Origin of the sequence: Variovorax sp. V35, assembly GCF_041154465.1 — a bacterium.
GTDB lineage: Bacteria > Pseudomonadota > Gammaproteobacteria > Burkholderiales > Burkholderiaceae_C > Variovorax > Variovorax boronicumulans.
On record NZ_AP028666.1, the window covers coordinates 2649095 to 2664628 of the forward strand.

Consider the following 15534-nt stretch of genomic DNA (forward strand, 5'->3'; position numbering starts at 1 on the left):
GACACGCCCCCACCTTGGAACTGACGGATCTGATTCTTCTCGCACTGGCCGCACTCGCCGTGGTGCAGCTGGTGCTGGTCATCTGGCTGCTGGCCCGCCGGCCACCCCCACCTGATCACAGCGAAATGCTGGGCGTGCTCGCCGCCATGGGCCGCGCCAACGAACGCACTGAGCGCGAGCTGCGCCACGAGATCGGTGAGGGCTCGCGCGGCGCACGCCAGGAAACCGCGCAGGCCTTCGCCACTTTCCAGCAGTCGCTGGTGCAGCAGGGCGCCGAAGCCACGCGCACGCAGAACGCGCAGCTCGACGCCTTCGCGCTGCAGCTCGCGTCGCTGCAGAAGACCCTGGCTGACACGCTGAACACCCAGCTGCAGGGCCTGAGCGAATCGAACGCGCGCCGCCTTTCCGAGGTGCGCACGACCATGGAAACCCAGCTCGCCCAGCTGCAGCAGAGCAACACCGCCAAACTCGACGAGATGCGCAAGACCGTCGACGAGAAGCTGCAGAGCACGCTCGAGGCGCGCCTGGGCGAAAGCTTCAAGCAGGTGGCCGACCGGCTCGAGCAGGTGCACAAGGGCCTGGGCGAGATGCAGACGCTGGCCGTCGGCGTCGGCAGCCTGCAGCGCGTGCTGACCAACGTGAAGACGCGCGGCGTGTTCGGCGAGGTGCAGCTCGAGGCGCTGCTCGAGCAGGTGCTCACGCCCGAGCAGTACGCGCGCCAGGTCGAGACCAAGCCGCGCAGCGGCCAGCGCGTCGACTTCGCGATCCGCTTTCCGGGGCGCGGCGACGACGGCGCGCCGGTGTGGCTGCCGATCGACGCCAAGTTTCCGCGCGACGACTACGAACGCCTCATCGACGCCCACGAGCGCGCCGATGCCGCCGGCGCCGAGGCCGCGGCCAAGGCGCTCGAAACGCGCATCCGCGTCGAGGCCAAGTCGATCGCGGAGAACTACCTCGCGGCGCCGCACACCACCGACTTCGCGATCCTGTTCCTGCCGGTCGAAAGCCTCTACGCCGAGGTGCTGCGCCGCCCCGGTCTGATGGACGCGATCCAGCGCCAGCACCGTGTGACGCTGGCCGGCCCGACCACCTTGCTCGCCATGCTCAACAGCCTGCACATGGGCTTTCGCACGCTGGCGCTGGAGCGCCAGGCCTCCGAGGTCTGGAAGGTGCTGGGCGCGGTCAAGACCGAGTTCGAGCGCTACGGCGAATGGGTGGCGCGCATCAAGGAGCAGGTGGCCAAGGCCTCCGACACCATCGACAAGGCCGACACGCGCGCCAAGCAGATGCGGCTGGCGCTGCGCAAGGTCGAGGCCTTGCCCGAGGCGCAATCGCAGGCGCTGCTGCCGCCCACGGCCGATACTGACAGCGAGGCCGACGACACCCCGTGAAAGGTTCTGAACTGCTGCGCGTCATCGTGGCGCAGGTCTGTTTGCACGCCACGATGGCGGGCATGCGGCTCGCCACACCGCTGCTGGCGCTGCAGCAAGGCTACAGCGCAGCGGCCGTCGGCCTGCTGATCGCGCTGTTCGCGCTGACCCAGGTGTTTCTTGCATTGCCGGCCGGGCGCTTCGCCGACCGGCACGGGCTCAAGCGTCCGCTGTGGCTGTCGGTGATCGCGGCCTCGGGCGGGGCGGGGCTGGCGCTGATTTTTCCGGTGTTCCCCGTCATGTGCATCGCCGCGTTGCTGACCGGCGGCGCCACCGGCGCGACCGTCATCGCGCTGCAGCGGCACGTGGGCCGCTCGGCCACCGACCCGACGCAGCTCAAGCGCGTGTTCAGCTGGCTGGCCATCGCGCCGGCGGCGGCGAATTTCGTCGGGCCCTTCCTGGCCGGGATGCTGATCGATCACGCCGGTCGCGCGCCGGCCGACCTGCTGGGCTTTCGCATCTGCTTCGCCGTGATGGCCTTTTTGCCGTTGCTGTGCTGGCTGCTGGCGCGCGGCGCGCACGAGCCGCCGCGGGTGGCGCCGGTGCCGGGCGCCGCGCCCACGCGGGCCTGGGACCTGCTGCGCGAGCCGATGTTCCGCCGCCTGCTGTTCGTGAACTGGCTGCAGTCGTCGAGCTGGGACGTGCACGCCTTCGTGCTGCCGGTGCTGGGCCACGACCGGGGCATCAGCGCCTCGGTGATCGGCTCCATCCTCGGCGCCTTCGCGATCGCCGCGGCAGTCATCCGCATCGTGTTGCCGCTGATCGCGTCGCGTGCGTCGGAGCGCAGCGTGATCCTGAGCTCGACCGTCGTCACTGCGGCCGTGTTCGCCATCTACCCGCTGCTGGATTCACCGTGGACCATGGGCATCTGCTCCGTGGTGCTGGGCTTCGCACTCGGCGCGGTGCAACCGATGGTGATGAGCATGCTGCACCAGATCACGCCGCATGCCCGGCACGGCGAGGCGCTGGGGCTGCGGCTGATGACCATCAACGCATCGAGCGTCGCGATGCCGATGCTGTTCGGCTCGCTCGGCGCGCTGATCGGCATTGCCGGCGTGTTCTGGGTGGTGGGCGGTGTGCTGGCGCTGGGCGCCAAGGCGACCTGGGGATTGAAGCTGTGACGGCGGTTTGAATCCCACGTTGCAAATAACAGTAATTCTCATTTGATTGACAGAATACTGACTTGAAGTCAGTATCGACGCCTTCTTTCTTCCTGACCCGAAGGCGTCCATGGACTCCCATTCCCCGTCGGCGGCTGCCGACCCGCGCCGCCGCCTGGCCCTGGTGGCGGCGGTCTACCTCGGCAGCTTCATCGCTACGCTCGACGTCAGCATCGTCAATGTCGCGCTGCCCACGCTGCAGCGCGCGCTCGCGACCGACCTGGCCGGGCTGCAGTGGGTGATCGACATCTACGCGCTGTGCCTGTCGGCCTTCATGCTGTCAGCCGGCCCGATCGGCGACCGCTACGGCCGCAAGCGCGCCTGGCTGGCCGGCGTGGTGGTCTTCACCGTGGGCTCGGCGATGTGTGCGATGGCGTCGGGCCTACCGATGCTGCTGGCGGGCCGCGCGGTGCAGGGCGTGGCCGGCGCGCTGATGATCCCGGGTGCGCTGTCGCTGCTGGCGCACGCCTTCCCCGAGCCGGCCAGCCGCGCGCGGGTGATCGGCGGCTGGTCGTCGTTCACGGCGCTGTCGTTGATCCTCGGGCCGATGCTCGGCGGGCTGCTGGTGGACCACGCGGGCTGGCAGAGCATCTTCCTCATCAACCTGCCGATCGGCGTGCTGACCGTGGCGCTGGGGATGTGGGGCCTGCGCGAGTCCTCGCACCCCGAGCATGCCGCGCTCGACCCGGCGGGCCAGGTGCTCAGCGTGCTCTGGCTGGGCGCGCTGACCTACGGGCTGATCGCTGCGGGCGAACACGGCTGGGGCTCGCGCCACGCGGCGGTCGCGCTCGTCGCGGCGGGTGTCGGGCTGGCGCTGTTCCTGGCGGTGGAGGCGCGCGTGGAACGGCCGCTGCTGCCGCTCGCGCTGTTCCGCGACGCGCGCTTTTCGGTCACCAACTTCGCCTCGTTCGTGCTGGGCTTCTCGACCTACGCCAGCCTGTTCTTCTTCTCGCTGTTCCTGCAGCAGGTGCAGGGTTGGTCGGCCAGCGAGACTGGTTGGCGGCTGGTGCCGCAGTTCGTGGCGACGGGCCTCGTGGCCTCGCAGTTCGGCCGGCTGGCGCGCCGCTTCGAGGTGCACACGCTGATGGTCGCGGGCTACGGGCTGATCGGCGTGGCGATGTTGCTGCTGACGTTCTTCTCGGCCGACACGCCCTACCTGCCGCTGGCGCTGCTCTTCGTGGCATTGGGTGCGGGCGCGGGCTTGGCCGTGCCGGCCACGAGCACGGCGGTGATGGCCTCGGTGCCCGCGCAGCGCTCGGGCATGGCCTCGGCGACCATGAACGCGCTGCGCCAGGGCGGCATGCTGATCGGCATCGCGCTGCTCGGCACGCTGATGCGCACGCGCGCCACCGCGCTGATGGCCGAGTCGCTCGCGCGCGCCGGCGTGCCCGATGCACCGCAGGCGGCCGTGGCGGCGGTGTCTCGCCACGACCTCGGCGCGCTGGCCGCGCTCGACGCCGGCATGGCGCAGCGGCTCCTGAGCGATGCGCTCGCGGGCGGCTTCCACGCCGCGATGGCCTGCGCCGGCGTGGCCGGCCTGGTGGCGGCGGGGCTGCTGCTGCGCGTCAGGCCGCGGGCCGCCGCGCTCGCAGCCCCCACGCGCGCCTGAGCTGTTCGCCATGCCCGCTGTCCGCATTCCCTTCCTGCGCCGCAGTGCCCGGCGCCTTCCGGCTGTCTGCAAGGAGTCGTTCATGATCCGTCACGAACTCAGTCAATGGCCGCTGGTCATCAGCGTGTCCGCAGGCCTGCAGACGCTGGAAAGCCTGCAGGCCTTCACCGAGGACTGGAACCGCTGGCTCGACCGCGGCGAGCCCTTTGTCTCGCTGCGCGTGTTCGCGGACGCCGACGCGCTGGTGCATCCCGAGGGCAGCGCCCAGAGTGCGAAGCAGTGGCTGCAGGCGCGCGGCGCCGACATCCGCCGCCATATGATGGGCATGGCGAGCGTGGTGCCCGCCGACCAGTTCGAGAAGATCAGCAAGATGAACGTCGAAAAACTCTTCGGCATTCCCGCCAGCACCTTCGCCCGCACCGACGAGGCCCTGGCCTGGCTGCGCGAGCGCGTGCTGGCCCCGCGCGGCCTGCGTCTGGATGCCGCGGCGGTGCACGCCGCCATCGACACGGCACGCGCCGGTGCCATGGCCGGTTCTTGACCATGACAAGCAGCAGCCCCGACGACGCCCCCGCCACCGCCGCGCGCCGCCGCACCAAGGCGCCGCAGACCCGCGCCGTCGCGCTGATGGACGCCGCCGAGCAGCTGTTCATCGCCAAGGGCATCCCCGCCACCAGCATCGACGACATCGCGGCCGGCGCGCAGGTGGCCAAGGGCACCTTCTATCTGTACTTTCCGTCGAAGGAGGCGCTGCTCGGCGCGCTGCAGCAGCGCTTCGTCGACACCTTCTGCGCCCGCCTGCAGGAGGCGATGGACCGACACGCGCCGGGCAAGTACCGCGCGCGGCTCAAGGCCTGGGTGGAAGCGGGGCTGGAGACCTACCTGGACAACGTTGCGTTGCACGACGTGGTGTTCCACGAGTACCGGCCCGAGGACCGGCGCATGCGCAACGACAACGTCGTCATCACGCAGCTGGTCACCCTGCTGAAGCAGGGCGACGCCGCGGGCGTGTGGGAGGTCGAGGACGCGACGCTGACGGCCGTGATCCTCTTCAACGCGCTGCACGGCGTGGCCGACGATGCCGTGGCCATGGGGCCGCACGCGAACCCCGTGGCCGACCGCCGCCGCCGCGCCCGCGCGCTCACGCGCTTCTTCGAGCAGGCCCTGCGGCCCGACGACAGCGACGACGCCTGACCGGGGCGGTCAGAGTTTGTAGAAACGCTTGATGGCGTCCCATGCGTCTTCGGGCGCGTCGACGTATTCGAAGAGCTTCACGTCGCCGGGCGAGATCACGCCTTCGTCGACCAGGAAGTCGAAGTCGATCAGCTTCTTCCAGTAGTCCGAGCCGAAGAGCACGATCGGCACCGGCTTCGACTTCTTGGTCTGCACCAGCGTGATCACCTCGAACAGCTCGTCGAGCGTGCCGAAGCCGCCCGGGAACGCCACCAGCGCTTTCGCACGCATCATGAAATGCATCTTGCGGATCGCGAAGTAGTGGAACTTGAAGCTCAGTGCCGGCGTGACGTAGGGGTTGGCTTCTTCTTCCATCGGCAGCGCGATGGCCAGGCCGACCGAGAGGCCGCCGGCTTCGTGCGCGCCGCGGTTGGCCGCCTGCATGATGCCGGGGCCGCCGCCGGTGCACACGAAGAGCTTGTCCTGCGGTTCCTTCTTCTCGCTGTACTGTGCGACCAGCTTGCCGAAGGTGCGCGCCTTCTCGTAGTAGTGCGAGTTGCGCGAGAGGCGGCGCCAGCGCTCGGCCAGGGCCGTGTCGCCGGCCGCCTCGGCCTGCGCGACCAGCGCGGCGGCTTCGTCTTCGCTGCGGAAACGCGCGCTGCCGAAGACCACCACCGTGTTCTCGATGCCGTGGGCGCGCTGCTCCAGGTCGGGCTTCATCAGCTCGAGCTGCATGCGGATGCCGCGCGTTTCGCGGCGCAGCAGGAACTCGGGGTCGGCGAAGGCCAGGCGCGAGGGATCGGGATCGAGGGGCAGGCCCCGGTCGGAATGGGACTGCAGCGTGGCCCAGGCATCGGCCAGGCGCTTGTCGTGAATGTTGTGCGTGTTGTTCATGAAACGGTCGTCGAACGGAATTGGCTTGGCATTGTGCGCCGATGCAACCCGCGTGCCCGCCAACGAAAAAGGCTCCTTGCGGAGCCTTCGTCGTGGTGGTGGTCAGCCGGGTGCAGACGCGCTCAGACGCGCTTGCGGTATTCGCCGGTGCGGGTGTCGATTTCGATCTTGTCGCCTTGCGACACGAACAGCGGCACGCCGACTTCGAAGCCGGTGGCGATCTTGGCGGGCTTCATGACCTTGCCCGAGGTGTCGCCCTTGACGGCCGGCTCGGTCCAGGTGATTTCGCGCTCGACGCTGGTCGGCAGTTCGACCGAGATGGCCTTGCCGTCGTAGAACACCACTTCGACGGCCATGCCGTCTTCGAGGTAGTTCAGGGCGTCGCCCATGTTCTCGGCTTCGACTTCGTACTGGTTGTACTCGGCGTCCATGCAGACGTACATCGGGTCGGCGAAGTAGGAGTAGGTGCACTCCTTCTTGTCCAGCACGATCTGGTCGATCTTGTCGTCGGCCTTGAAGACCACTTCGGTGTTGAAGTTGGCGATCAGGCTCTTCATCTTCATGCGCACGGTGGCGCTGTTGCGGCCGCCGCGGCTGTATTCGGTCTTGAGGACGACCATCGGGTCCTTGCCGTGCATGATGACGTTGCCGGCGCGGATTTCTTGAGCGATTTTCATATCAGGTTCTCTGGATGTTGGCCGCTCGGTGCGCGGGGCCCTCGGCGCTGCATGCCGTCGTATCTGGCCCCGCCGTACATGTCCCGCGGCAGGTTTGGCGAAAGGCCTCCCCGACCGTGGCGGCCAGGGCTGAATTCCGCAAAGCCCGCTATTTTAGCTTTTTCCGGCGACCAGCTGCCGCAACTGGGCCAGCAGATCGTCCTGCGCGAGCAGCCTGCCGCGCGCCGCACGGGCGGTTTCGCGCCAGGCGTCCAGCGGGCCGGGCGCGGGCAGGGGCGCGTCGCCGAAGCCGTTCCAGGCGTGGTGAAAAAGCCGCAGCTCGGGCGGGGCGCCGAGCCAGTCGAGCCAGGCGTTGAGCTTGACGTGGTGCGCGTCGTCGTCCTGCGGGTAGATCTGCCAGACCAGCGGCGCGCCGGCCCAGAGGGCGCGCACCAGCGAGTCTTCGCCGCGCACGAAATTGAGGTCGCAGGCCCACAGCAGGTGGTCGAAATCCGCCTGGCTGAGGTAGGGGAGATATGAAATTGATAGCGAACTTTGTGCGCCCATCGGTCGATCGAGCGCATCAAGGCTCGCCTGCACGGCGCGCGCGGCCCGGCCTGCAGTGACCAGCAGCCGCGTGGGCACCGGGTCGGCGGCCAGTTGGGCGAGCAGGGCAGCCAGCGCGGGCGGCTCATAACAGAAGAGCGACACCAGGCGCTCGCCTTCCTGCCAGGGAATCTGCTGCGCCTGCAGCCAGCGCGCCCGGTCGAAGCGCGCCTGGCGCGCCATCAGGTCGGGCTCGCGCAGCAGGCCCCCGGTCGCGGGCGTGAAGCCCGGGTAGAAGAAACGTTTCGTCAGCCCGGCGCCCGGACCCTTGAACACGGGCGAGGGCAGCCGGTGGAGTTTCTCGACATAGGGCTCGGCCGACAGGTACTCGAGGTTGATCCAGGCCTGCGCGTGGTCCGGGGCTTGCGCGAAACGCGCGACGAGCTCGGGCTCCGGGTCGCAACCGAAGGCCTCGACCAGCACCTCGGGCGCCGGGTCGGCGACAGCGCGGCGCACGGCTTCGGCGTCGGACCAGTCGATCACCTGCACGCCGTCGCAGCCGGCCGGCGCCATCCAGTTCAGCGCCGTCGGGTCGTCGACCCACAGCCGCGCGCGCTCGCCCGCCGCCGCCAGCTGGCAGGCCAGGCGCCAGCAGACGCCCAGGTCGCCGTGGTTGTCGATGACTTTGCAGAAGATGTCCCATTGCATGCGCGTGCCCATGGCCGCGAGTGTGCCTGTCTTCGCGGTCGCTCAGGCGCGGGCGAAAACGCGGCCCGCTTGCTATGCTGCCCTCGCCACAACAACCATCGGAGAGAGCCAGACCATGAGGATGCAGACCCGTCGCCGTTCGTCGTTTTCTTCTTCGCCCTTGAGCAGCGCCAAACGCGGCGTGCTCGCGCTCTCGCTGGCCCTGGCCGGCATCGCCGGCGCCCAGGCCCAGACCCAGACCCAGACCCAGACCCAGACCCAGACCCAGACCCAGACCGCGCCGCTCACCGCGCAGCAGCAGCGCTTTCGCGAGATCTACAAGGAACTGATCGAGATCAACACCACGCACTCGGTGGGCGACAACACGGTCGCGGCGCGGGCCATGGAAAAACGGCTGGTCGACGCGGGCTTCGCGCCCGGCGACATCCAGATCTTCGAGCCCTTCCCGAAGAAGGGGAACCTCGTGCTGCGCTTCAAGGGCGACGGCAGCAAGAAGCCGCTGCTGCTGCTGGCCCACATCGACGTGGTCGAGGCCCGCCGCGAAGACTGGAAGACCGACCCCTTCAAGCTGCAGGAAACCGGCGGCTACTTCACGGCGCGCGGCGCCATCGACGACAAGGCCATGGCCGCGGCGCTGGTCTCCGTGCTGGGGCAGCTCAAGCAGGAAGGCTTCAAGCCCAAGCGCGACATCATCCTGGCGCTCACCGCCGACGAGGAGCGCGGCGACGCGCTGAGCAACGGTGCCTTCTGGCTCATCAACAACAAGCCCGAGCTGCTGCAGGCCGAGTTCGGCATCAACGAGGGCGGCGGCGGCGAGCTGCGCGGCGGCAAGCCGAACCTGCACCGCATGCAGGTGGCCGAGAAGATGTACACCACCTACATGTTGGAGGCGCGCGACGTGGGCGGCCACAGCTCGGTGCCCACCAAGACCAACCCGATCTACGCGCTCTCGGCCGGCCTGGAGCGCCTGGGCAACTACGCCTTCCCGATCAAGCTCGCGGACGTCACCAAGACCTACTTCGCGCGCAGCGCCCCCTTCGCCACCGGCCAGCTGGCCGACGACATGCGCGCCATCGGCAGCGGCAACCCCGACGCCGGCGTGCTCGAGCGCATGACGGCCAACCCGGCCTACAACGCGCAGCTGCGCACCACCTGCGTGGCGACGATGGTGCAGGCCGGCCATGCCGAGAACGCGCTGCCGCAATCGGCCAAGGCCACGGTCAACTGCCGCATCCTGCCGCACGACGATCCCGAGGAGGTCGAGCGCTTGCTGACCCAGGCCGTGGGCAACGACAAGATCGTGGTGCGCAACATGGGCAAGCCGCTGCGCAGCCCGGCCTCGCCGCTCAACGGCGACCTCGTGAAGACGGTCGAGACGCTCACGCAGCAGATGTGGCCCGGCGTGCCCGTGGTGCCCGCCATGAGCACCGGCGCCACCGACAGCCGCTTCCTGCGCAACGCCGGCATCCCGATGTACGGCGTGACCGGCATGTTCCTGGAGCCGGCCGATGCGCGCGCGCACGGGCTGGACGAGCGCATCGAGATCCAGCGCCTGTACGACGGGCGCGAGTTCCTGTACCGGCTGGTGTCGGAAGTCGCGAAGTAAATCAACAGGTGATCAGGCAGGGGGGCTGGCGTGGCGAAGGCGGCGCCAGCCCCCTTGTCGTTCAGGGTGTGAAGGTGTCGCCCAGCACGATGCCTTCGCGGCGCGGGTCTGCGCCGCCGGTCAGCGCGGGCTTGCCGCCGACGTTCGTGCGGATGATGGTGCTCACGCCGCTGGACTGCGGTGTCACCGACACCTTGTGACCCAGCCCGACCAATCCGGCGACCAGCGGGTCGTTGAGGCCCGAGTTGGTCTCGTCGACATTCGGGTGCTCGCCGCCGACGTTGGTGGTCACGGAGTTGGGCGCCCCGAAGTCGACCAGCGACGTGGCTTGTTGCGCATCCAGCCCCCAGTCGAGCGCGCCGACCAGCGTCTTCACCACGTACTGGATGATGTTGCTGCCGCCGGGCGAGCCGGTGCCCATCACGAACTCGCCCATGCTGCCGTCGGAGTTCTTTTTGAACACCAGCGTTGGCGCCATCGAGCTGCGCGGACGCTTGCCTGGGGCGACGCGGTTGGCAACCTTGTAGGTCTGCGTGGGCCTGCCGTACGGTTCGTCCGAGAAATCGGTCAGCTGATTGTTCAGCAGGAAGCCCTGCGTCATGTGGGCCGACCCCATGCCGCCTTCCACCGTGGTAGTCATCACGACCACGTTGCCCTGCTTGTCGACGATGGTGAAATGCGTGGTGCCGTGCTCTTCGGTCTTGTCGATGCCGAGCGGAACGTCGCCAAGATCGCCGGGCTGGGCGGTGCCCATGCTCTTCGCCAGACTGATGAGGCTGGCACGGCCCTGCAGGTAGGGCTTATTGATCAGGGAATCGATCGAGCCGTACGGCAGCGGGACGAAGTCGGTGTCGGCCACGTACTTTTCGCGGTCGGCGTAGGCCAGGCGCTCGGCCTCGCTCACCAGGTGCACGCCCATCACGCTCGGCTTGCCGCCTTCGAGGTCGATGGCGGTCGGCTTATGCAGGCCGAGATTGAAGGTCTCAAGGATGCCGAGCGTCTGCATCACCGCAATGCCGCCCGAGGACGGCGGCGACATGCCGCACACGTAGTAATCGCGGTAGGTGCCGCAGACCGGGTCGCGGCGCTTGGCTTTGTAGCTGGCCAGGTCGGCCAGCGTGGTCTTGCCGGGCGTGATGGCCGAGCCGTCGTTGGCCGCGGTGGTGACGCCGATCTTGTCGACGATGCCCTTGGCGATGTCGCCCGCGTAGAAGACGTTGGCGCCTTGCGTGGCGATGGCGTTCAGCGTCTTGGCGTAGGCCGGGTTCGTGAGCTTGGTGCCCAGCGCCTTCGGCGTGCCGTCGGCGTTGAAGAAGTAGGCCGTGGCGTCGGCGTCGCGCTTCAGGTGTGTCGCGGAGCCCGCGATGGCGGTCGCCATGCGTCCGCCGATCAGGAAGCCGTCGGACGCGAGCGTGATGCCGTAGCCGAACAGGTCTTTCCAGGGCAGTTTGCCGTGGTCTTGATAAGCGATGTCGAGCATGCGTACGGCACCGGGCGTACCGATGGAACGGCCGCTCCAGCGGGCGCTGGGCACGGGCGCGCTGGTGTCGGTGGCATCGTCCACATAGCGCAGGTAGTTCTCGGTCGCCGCTGCGGGTGCGGTCTCGCGCCCGTCGTACGCCTGCACCTTCTTCGTCGCCGCGTCGTAATGGAGCATGAAGGCGCCGCCACCGAGCCCGCTCGATTGCGGCTCGACCAGGCCGAGCACGGCCTGCACCGCCACCGCCGCATCGACCGCGCTGCCGCCGGCTTTCAGCACGTCGCAGCCGGCGCGCGTGGCCAGCGGGTGGTTCGCGACCACCATGTAGTTCTTGGCATACACCAGTTTGTGGCCGGGCACATAGCCCGACGCCGGTTCCGGCGCGGCCGGATCGCCCGGGTCGCCCGAGCCGACGACCACGGAGGTGCCGCTGCTCGGAATCTGGCAGCCGTTGTCGGCGGCGGGCGGGGCCGTGGGCGTGGGCTGGTTGGCCGCGTTGATCGCGGCGATGGCCGCGACCAGTGCGGCGTTGTTCTGCGCGTTGTTGTTGCTGTTGCCGCCGCAGCCGGTCACGGCCAGAGAAAGCGCGAGGGGCGTCAACGCCCACCATGCGCGCACGGAGTTCTTCTTCATGAATATTTCCCTTTGCTGTTAATTTGAATGCCAAAAAAGACAATGGGCCCCCCCCGGCGCCCGCTGCGATCTTGAGCACATTCCGTTCCTGTCCGTGTCGCCTTTGCGTCGGGCCCAGCCGGCCCTCACGCCGCGCGCCACAATAGCCGCCATGTCCGACGTGCATTCCGATCAATTGCTCAGCGAAGTCGCGGCCCTGCCGCAGTTGCCGGGTGTCTACCGCTATTTCGACGCGGCCGGCGCCGTGCTGTATGTGGGCAAGGCGCGCAACCTGAAGAAGCGGGTCGCCAACTACTTCCAGAAGAGCCACGGGGGCACCCGCATCGGCCACATGATCTCGAAGATCGTGCGCATGGAGACCACCGTGGTGCGCTCCGAGGCCGAGGCGCTGCTGCTTGAGAACAACCTGATCAAGACGCTCAAGCCGCGCTACAACATCCTGTTTCGCGACGACAAGAGCTATCCCTACCTGAAGATCGCCTCGCACGGGTTTCCGCGGCTGGCCTACTACCGCGGCGCGGTCGACAAGAAGCACCGCTACTTCGGTCCGTACCCGAGCGCCTGGGCGGTGAAGGAATCGATCCAGCTGCTGCAGAAGGTGTTCCGCCTGCGCACCTGCGAGGACACGGTGTACGCCAACCGCACGCGGCCCTGCCTGCTGTACCAGATCAAGCGCTGCAGCGGCCCCTGCGTGGGCCTCATTTCGCCCGAGGCCTACGCGCAGGACGTGGCCAGCGCCGAGGCCTTCCTGCTCGGCGACACGCAGGGCGTGCTCTCCACGCTCGAACAGCGCATGACGGCGCACGCCGAGAAGCTCGAGTTCGAGCAGGCGGCCGAGCTGCGCAACCAGATGTCGGCGATCTCGCGCGTGCTGCACCAGCAGTCGATCGAGGTGGTGTCCGACAAGGACGTGGACATCCTCGCGGTCAAGGTGCAGGGCGGCAAGGCCTGCGTCAACCTTGCCATGGTGCGCGGCGGGCGCCACCTGGGCGACCGCGCGTACTTTCCGGTGCACGTGGACGACGCGGCGCAGATTCACCACGGCGAGCTCGACGCCGACGAGGGCGTCGACCCGGTGGTCGCCGACCCGATCGAGGTGCAGGTGCTCGAAGCCTTCATCGCCCAGCACTACATCGACGTGCCGGTGCCCGCCACGCTGGTGCTGGGCCGGCAGGTGAGCCGGGCGCTCATCGAGGCGATTTCGCAGCAGGCCGGCGCGCGCGTGACGGCCGTGTTCCAGCCGCACGAACAACGCCGCCACTGGCTCGAAATGGCCGAGACGAATGCCGGCCTGCAGTTGGCGCGGTTGCTGGCCGAAGAGGGCTCGCAGCAGGCGCGCACCCGCGCGCTGGCCGACGCGCTCGAGCTGGCGTCGGACGACCTGGACCACTTCCGCGTCGAATGCTTCGACATCTCGCACACGGCGGGCGAGGCCACGCAGGCCTCGTGCGTGGTGTTCGCGCACCACACGATGCAGAACCGCGAGTACCGCCGCTACAACATCGACGGCATCACGCCCGGCGACGACTACGCCGCCATGCGTCAGGTGCTGCACCGCCGCTACGGCAAGCTGGCCGAGGCGATGGCGGCCGAGACCGAGGCCCTGGCCCCGGGCGACGCGGAAAGCGAAGGGGCCGAAGGCGTCGAGGCGCCGCCGCCCAGGACGCCGGCCGCGCGCATGCCCGACCTGGTGTTGGTCGACGGCGGCAAGGGTCAGGTGTCGATGGCGCGCGAGGTGTTCAGCGAACTGGGCCTGCCGCTGTCGCTGATCGTTGGCGTCGAGAAGGGCGAAGGCCGCAAGGTCGGGCTTGAAGAACTGGTGTTTGCCGACGGCCGCGAGAAGGTCTACCTCGGCAAGGATTCGGCCGCCCTGATGCTCGTGGCCCAGATCCGCGACGAGGCGCACCGCTTCGCCATCACCGGCATGCGGGCCAAGCGCGCCAAGGTGCGCGTGGGCGGCAGCCAGCTCGAAGACATTCCGGGCATCGGCCCGAAGCGCCGGGCGCGCCTGCTGCAGCGTTTCGGCGGCATCCGCGGCGTGGCGGCGGCGAGCGTCGAAGACCTCGCCTCGGTCGAGGGCATTGCCACCGAACTGGCCGAGGAAATCTATCGCGCGCTGCGTTGAAGCCGGGATTGCCCCCGTCCTTCCGGCGCTTCACGCGTGCATGACACAATCGCCCGCATGTTCTGGACCCTACCGACCATCATGACCTGGACGCGCATCGTCGCGATTCCGTTGATCGTCGGCGTTTTCTACCTGCCGATCAGCGAACCGACGCGCAACCTGATCGCCACGGTCATGTTCATCGTGTTCGCCGCCACCGACTGGCTCGACGGCTACCTGGCGCGCAAGCTCAACCAGACCTCTTCCTTCGGCGCCTTCCTCGATCCGGTGGCCGACAAGTTTCTCGTCTGCGCCGCGTTGCTGGTGCTGGTGCATCTGCAGCGGGCCGACGTGTTCGTGGCGCTCATCATCATCGGCCGCGAGATCGCCATCTCGGCACTGCGCGAATGGATGGCGCGCATCGGCGCCGGCAAGAGCGTGGCGGTCCACATGATCGGCAAGGTCAAGACGACCGTGCAGATGGTCGCGATTCCCTTCCTGCTCTATGACGGGCACCTCTTCAAGGTGATCGACACCGGCCTGTGGGGCCAGTGGCTGATCTGGATCTCGGCGGTGCTCACCGTCTGGTCGATGGTCTATTACCTGCAAAAGGCCATTCCCGAGATCCGGGCCCACTCCAAATGACCGCGGCCGTCTCGGTCCGCAACGCAGGCTGGCTGCGGGCGATGCCGGCGGTCTTCGTGCTGATCTGGAGCACGGGTTTCATCGTTGCGCGCTATGGCATGCCCTACGCGCCGCCCCTCAAGTTCCTCGCCGTGCGCTATGCGCTGTCGCTCGCCTGCTTCGGCGTGTGGGTCATGCTCGCACGCGTGGCGTGGCCGGCAAAGCGCGCGCAATGGGGGCACCTGGCGGTCACGGGCGTGCTGATGCAGGCCGGCTACCTGGGCGGCGTCTGGGCGGCCGTGCATGCGGGCATGGGCGCGGGGCTGGTGGCGCTGCTGGTCGGCATCCAGCCGGTGCTCACGGCGGTCTGGCTTTCTTTCAACGGTGGGCGCATTTCGGGACGGCAGTGGACTGGGCTGGCCCTGGGTTTCGCCGGGCTGGTCTTGGTGGTGTCGCGCAAGCTGGGGCAGGGCACCGAGGTCAACGCGCTGACGATGGGGCTGGCCGTGATGGCGCTGCTGTCGATCACGGCGGGCACGCTGTACCAGAAGCGCTTCGTGGCGCCCTGCGACGTGCGCAGCGCCAGCGCGGTGCAGATGGCCGCCGCGCTGCTCGTGACCCTGCCTTTCGCCGCGCTCGAGGCGCAGGCCATCGAATGGAACACGCATTCGATCGGCGCCATGGCCTGGTCGGTGCTGGCGCTGTCGCTGGGCGGCAGCTCGCTGCTCTATATGTTGATCCAGCGCGGCACGGCCACCGCCGTCACCAGCCTGCTGTACCTCGTGCCGCCGTGCACGGCGCTGATGGCTTGGCTGCTGTTCGCCGAACCGATCACCTGGACCACGGTGCTGGGCATCGGGCTGACGGCCGTCGGCGTGAGCCTCGTGGTGCGCGCGGAGCGCTGACGGCGC

General features: G+C 68.6%; 13 protein-coding genes. 9 read left to right on the forward strand and 4 right to left on the reverse strand.

All coding sequences use genetic code 11. The features are described from left to right. Positions 1-20 precede the first annotated feature (20 nt). The 5 genes from ACAM42_RS12200 to ACAM42_RS12220 all read left to right on the forward strand — a co-directional run bounded on the left by ACAM42_RS12200 (position 21) and on the right by ACAM42_RS12220 (position 5393). On the forward strand, positions 21-1391 hold the full coding sequence (locus ACAM42_RS12200) for a DNA recombination protein RmuC (protein WP_369632760.1): 1371 nt from the start codon (positions 21-23) through the stop codon (positions 1389-1391). Next, entirely contained in the window at positions 1388-2551 is a 1164-nt protein-coding gene (locus ACAM42_RS12205; protein ID WP_369632166.1) for an MFS transporter, read from the forward strand. Before ACAM42_RS12200 ends, ACAM42_RS12205 begins: the two co-directional genes overlap by 4 nt. A gap of 109 nt (positions 2552-2660) precedes the next feature. Beyond that, entirely contained in the window at positions 2661-4199 is a 1539-nt protein-coding gene (locus ACAM42_RS12210) for an MFS transporter (protein WP_369632167.1), read from the forward strand. Positions 4200-4281: 82 nt separating this feature from the next. Then, on the forward strand, positions 4282-4740 hold the full coding sequence (locus ACAM42_RS12215; RefSeq protein WP_095950973.1) for a hypothetical protein: 459 nt from the start codon (positions 4282-4284) through the stop codon (positions 4738-4740). 2 nt (positions 4741-4742) lie between these two features. Further along, the gene (locus ACAM42_RS12220) at positions 4743-5393 is read left to right on the forward strand and encodes a TetR/AcrR family transcriptional regulator (RefSeq protein WP_354347215.1); all 651 of its coding nucleotides are present in this window, start codon (positions 4743-4745) and stop codon (positions 5391-5393) included. Positions 5394-5402: 9 nt separating this feature from the next. Here the strand turns inward: ACAM42_RS12220 and ACAM42_RS12225 are convergent, their stop codons facing one another. The 3 genes from ACAM42_RS12225 to earP all read right to left on the reverse strand — a co-directional run bounded on the left by ACAM42_RS12225 (position 5403) and on the right by earP (position 8188). Further along, complete coding sequence (locus ACAM42_RS12225) at positions 5403-6266, reverse strand: TIGR00730 family Rossman fold protein (protein ID WP_070059745.1); 864 nt, start codon at positions 6264-6266, stop codon at positions 5403-5405. Between the two features lie 122 nt (positions 6267-6388). Then, positions 6389-6943, reverse strand: a complete 555-nt coding sequence (efp, locus tag ACAM42_RS12230; RefSeq protein ID WP_062479082.1) for an elongation factor P — start codon at positions 6941-6943, stop codon at positions 6389-6391. Between the two features lie 153 nt (positions 6944-7096). Further along, positions 7097-8188, reverse strand: coding sequence for an elongation factor P maturation arginine rhamnosyltransferase EarP (gene earP / locus ACAM42_RS12235; RefSeq protein WP_369632168.1), 1092 nt, complete (start codon positions 8186-8188; stop codon positions 7097-7099). A gap of 103 nt (positions 8189-8291) precedes the next feature. Here earP and ACAM42_RS12240 point away from each other — a divergent pair, with 103 nt between their 5' ends. Beyond that, positions 8292-9782, forward strand: coding sequence for a M20/M25/M40 family metallo-hydrolase (locus tag ACAM42_RS12240; RefSeq protein ID WP_369632169.1), 1491 nt, complete (start codon positions 8292-8294; stop codon positions 9780-9782). Positions 9783-9843: 61 nt separating this feature from the next. On the opposite strand, the gene ggt is transcribed toward ACAM42_RS12240, so the two are convergent. After that, positions 9844-11895, reverse strand: coding sequence for a gamma-glutamyltransferase (gene ggt / locus ACAM42_RS12245; RefSeq protein WP_369632170.1), 2052 nt, complete (start codon positions 11893-11895; stop codon positions 9844-9846). A gap of 151 nt (positions 11896-12046) precedes the next feature. Between ggt and uvrC the strand changes: the two genes are divergently transcribed. From uvrC to ACAM42_RS12260, 3 genes are read left to right on the forward strand one after another with little or no spacing between them, the layout of a single operon-like run. Beyond that, a complete protein-coding gene (gene uvrC / locus ACAM42_RS12250; protein ID WP_369632171.1) occupies positions 12047-14020 on the forward strand; it encodes an excinuclease ABC subunit UvrC in 1974 nt (657 codons plus the stop codon). Between the two features lie 57 nt (positions 14021-14077). After that, on the forward strand, positions 14078-14644 hold the full coding sequence (pgsA, locus tag ACAM42_RS12255; protein ID WP_062479069.1) for a CDP-diacylglycerol--glycerol-3-phosphate 3-phosphatidyltransferase: 567 nt from the start codon (positions 14078-14080) through the stop codon (positions 14642-14644). Further along, positions 14641-15528, forward strand: a complete 888-nt coding sequence (locus tag ACAM42_RS12260; RefSeq protein ID WP_062479066.1) for a DMT family transporter — start codon at positions 14641-14643, stop codon at positions 15526-15528. The genes pgsA and ACAM42_RS12260 overlap by 4 nt, the downstream gene beginning before the upstream one ends. Positions 15529-15534: the final 6 nt, after the last annotated feature.

What these genes read in the sequence shown, in the direction of transcription:
- efp (WP_062479082.1), bottom strand. Translation starts at nt 6,943, where the DNA reads ATGAAAATCGCTCAAGAAATCCGCGCCGGCAACGTCATCATGCACGGC.
- ACAM42_RS12210 (WP_369632167.1), top strand. Translation starts at nt 2,661, where the DNA reads ATGGACTCCCATTCCCCGTCGGCGGCTGCCGACCCGCGCCGCCGCCTG.
- ACAM42_RS12215 (WP_095950973.1), top strand. Translation starts at nt 4,282, where the DNA reads ATGATCCGTCACGAACTCAGTCAATGGCCGCTGGTCATCAGCGTGTCC.
- earP (WP_369632168.1), bottom strand. Translation starts at nt 8,188, where the DNA reads ATGGGCACGCGCATGCAATGGGACATCTTCTGCAAAGTCATCGACAAC.
- ACAM42_RS12225 (WP_070059745.1), bottom strand. Translation starts at nt 6,266, where the DNA reads ATGAACAACACGCACAACATTCACGACAAGCGCCTGGCCGATGCCTGG.
- ACAM42_RS12240 (WP_369632169.1), top strand. Translation starts at nt 8,292, where the DNA reads ATGAGGATGCAGACCCGTCGCCGTTCGTCGTTTTCTTCTTCGCCCTTG.
- pgsA (WP_062479069.1), top strand. Translation starts at nt 14,078, where the DNA reads ATGTTCTGGACCCTACCGACCATCATGACCTGGACGCGCATCGTCGCG.
- uvrC (WP_369632171.1), top strand. Translation starts at nt 12,047, where the DNA reads ATGTCCGACGTGCATTCCGATCAATTGCTCAGCGAAGTCGCGGCCCTG.
- ACAM42_RS12260 (WP_062479066.1), top strand. Translation starts at nt 14,641, where the DNA reads ATGACCGCGGCCGTCTCGGTCCGCAACGCAGGCTGGCTGCGGGCGATG.
- ggt (WP_369632170.1), bottom strand. Translation starts at nt 11,895, where the DNA reads ATGAAGAAGAACTCCGTGCGCGCATGGTGGGCGTTGACGCCCCTCGCG.
- ACAM42_RS12220 (WP_354347215.1), top strand. Translation starts at nt 4,743, where the DNA reads ATGACAAGCAGCAGCCCCGACGACGCCCCCGCCACCGCCGCGCGCCGC.